Annotated in this window: 3 protein-coding genes; all 3 read right to left on the bottom strand. The window is 66.1% G+C overall.

Annotated elements, in window-relative coordinates; all coding sequences use genetic code 11:
- Window positions 1-270: 270 nt before the first annotated feature.
- Window positions 271-420, bottom strand: coding sequence for a hypothetical protein (locus tag AC1DJB_RS23555; protein WP_476910974.1), 150 nt, complete (start codon window positions 418-420; stop codon window positions 271-273).
- Between the two features lie 187 nt (window positions 421-607).
- Window positions 608-1621 carry a DUF4192 domain-containing protein gene (locus AC1DJB_RS23550; RefSeq protein ID WP_476910973.1) on the bottom strand — a complete coding sequence of 338 codons (1014 nt, stop codon included), beginning with the start codon at window positions 1619-1621 and terminating at the stop codon, window positions 608-610.
- Between the two features lie 66 nt (window positions 1622-1687).
- Complete coding sequence (locus AC1DJB_RS23545) at window positions 1688-2050, bottom strand: DUF3846 domain-containing protein (RefSeq protein WP_476910972.1); 363 nt, start codon at window positions 2048-2050, stop codon at window positions 1688-1690.
- Between the last annotated feature and the right edge of the window lie 145 nt (window positions 2051-2195).

Here is a 2195-nt window from a genome sequence, read left to right as displayed (position 1 = left end):
ACGGAGGGGCTAGACGGGGTGGAGCGGACACGTACAATCCGAAGGACAGCAGCCAAAAAACGTCGTAGACACCAAGGTTCAGGGGGTCCGGAGCTCTGCGACGGCGCGCGCCCTGGACCCCACAGCCGGCCGCGAAGCGGACGCCCGATCACCTGGTTGCAGCGAAGCGGAAACCAGGTTAAACCTTGAGGGACCGGCTAGTGGCCGGCCCCTCAAGGTTTTTCCTCTGCAAAAGAAAATCTGTGCCGCAGCGTCGTCGCTGCGGGTAAGTCAGTGCTCGTTCGGGTGTTCGTCCCAGGAAATGTCGGTGACGGCCCCGGGTTCCCCGGCTGTGAGCAGGGACAGTTCCAGGATGTCTTCGACGGCACTGGCGTGCTCGGCCGGGAAGTCGTCGGTAGTCATGGTGAAGTCTTCGCCCATGGTGTCGGCTCCTGGGTGGCTGGGACAAGGGTGTCCCTTTCACTGTAGCCGGTCCGTCCCTGGGCGTTCGGGGTGGTGTGGCTGCGCCCGCGTGAGCGCTGCCGGCGGCCGGCGGAGCGAAGCGGGGGAGGCCGCCGGCCCGGGTGTGGGGCGGGGAGCCTGTCCGGTCCTCCGCCCCGCCTGTGCCCTATCTCTTGCGACGGTAGGCTGTGGCCGGGTTCTGGGCCACGCCCGCCACGGCCCCGCGCCGCGCCACTTCGGAGAGGAGCTCGGCCAGCCGGTACCCAGGCGTGTCTTCAAGGGCCAGCTCGTAGTACTGCGTGGCGGCGCTGGCGGTTCCCCGGTAGAAGTGGATCCAGCCGATCAGGGTTTGAAGGGGCGCCCGGTACCCGACGGGCGCGGCATCGACCAGTTCCCGCATGATCTTCTCGGCCTTGGCCACCCGGTTCCAGTCCGGGGCGATGCCCCCGGTGCCGAGGATGACATCGCCGGGGCTCGCGGTTCCATCGCTGACGATGTCGCAGGCCAGCATGTCCCGGACAAAGACGTGCTGGAAGTTGGCAACGAGTGTCAGCGCCGTTGCCTCATCCGGGATTTCGCTGCCCTCCAGCGCACGGCACCAGAGGGCGCGGGCCGCGGCGACGCTCTGCTCCGTGCCGGAGGGAACGGCGGCGAGGATCCTATCCTCGGTGCCGGGCGCGCCGGTGAACGGAGCAAACTCCGGGGCCGGGGTCTGGTAGTTGCTGCCTTCAAAGACCATCGCGGCGTTGACGTGGCTGTCCGTGATCGTCTCCAGCGGCTGGGGTTCGCACTCCCCGCAATCACCGTCGCAGAGCAGGTTCCGCCAATGTGCGGGCGTGATGATCCATGCATCGCGCAGAGGCATGCCCGCCAGCTCAAGCTCGCCAATAATGGCCTCGACGTGGGCGTGGAACGGGCCGTCATTCGAGGCGGTTTCAGTGTCCGTGTAGACGGCGAGGAGGACGCCGGTGGCGTTCTCGTCCGCTGCGAGGTACGTCGCGACCCTTTGGGCATAGTCCAGTGGTGCCGTCGCCGGGGCGGGGGCGTCGATCCGCAGGGTTGCGCCGAGTCTGCCCCGGCTCACGGTGATGAAGACGAAGGACCGGGCCGGGGCGAAGCCCAGGGCGTGAGGGATGAAGCCGAGGATGTCGGCGGGGCCGGAAACGCGGAGTTCTTTCATGGTTTCTGTGTCCTTTGCAGAGGATAGGGAAGGGGGTGGTGGCCGGTTTCCCGGCCACCGGGGTTGTTAGACGAGCTCGTGGCTGACAAGGGTGGTGTCGAAGAGGTCTTCGGCGCGCCGGATCAGATGCCCGGGGACGTGGTCTTCGTAGCCGTGTTCGTCGTGACCGAGGAAGATCACGTTTCCTTGGCAGATACCGGCAAGGTCAAGCCCGACGTCGTGGAGCAGGGCGGTGGCGCGGAGGTTCCGGTGAAGGTTCCGGGCCATGGCGTCGGTGTTGACGTACACGTGCCAGTCATCGCAGGTGACGGATTCAAGGTCGCCGTCCAAGATGACCTGCAAAGTGCTGCGGCGGGTGTCGATCAATTCGACCCGGACCGGCTCGCTCAGGTTGGCGGGGACAATGAGGGCTGTTCGTTGTTGAATCATGGTTTTGGTGTCCTTTGCAGAGGATTGGTGAGGGAGCGGCGTAACCTAAGCCAGCTACTCTCGGTTCCTCCCCCGTTGTTTTTTGGCTGCTGGCGAAGCTTGCGGAGCTGTGGCCGACGGAGGCCTGTCTACCCGCAGGGCAAGG

This window comes from Arthrobacter sp. 01T428, from assembly GCF_056398685.1.
This window is presented reverse-complemented; position numbering and strand designations above follow the sequence as displayed.

Coding starts and splice junctions, on each gene's coding strand:
- AC1DJB_RS23555 (WP_476910974.1), bottom strand. CDS start 420: ATGGGCGAAGACTTCACCATGACTACCGACGACTTCCCGGCCGAGCAC.
- AC1DJB_RS23550 (WP_476910973.1), bottom strand. CDS start 1,621: ATGAAAGAACTCCGCGTTTCCGGCCCCGCCGACATCCTCGGCTTCATC.
- AC1DJB_RS23545 (WP_476910972.1), bottom strand. CDS start 2,050: ATGATTCAACAACGAACAGCCCTCATTGTCCCCGCCAACCTGAGCGAG.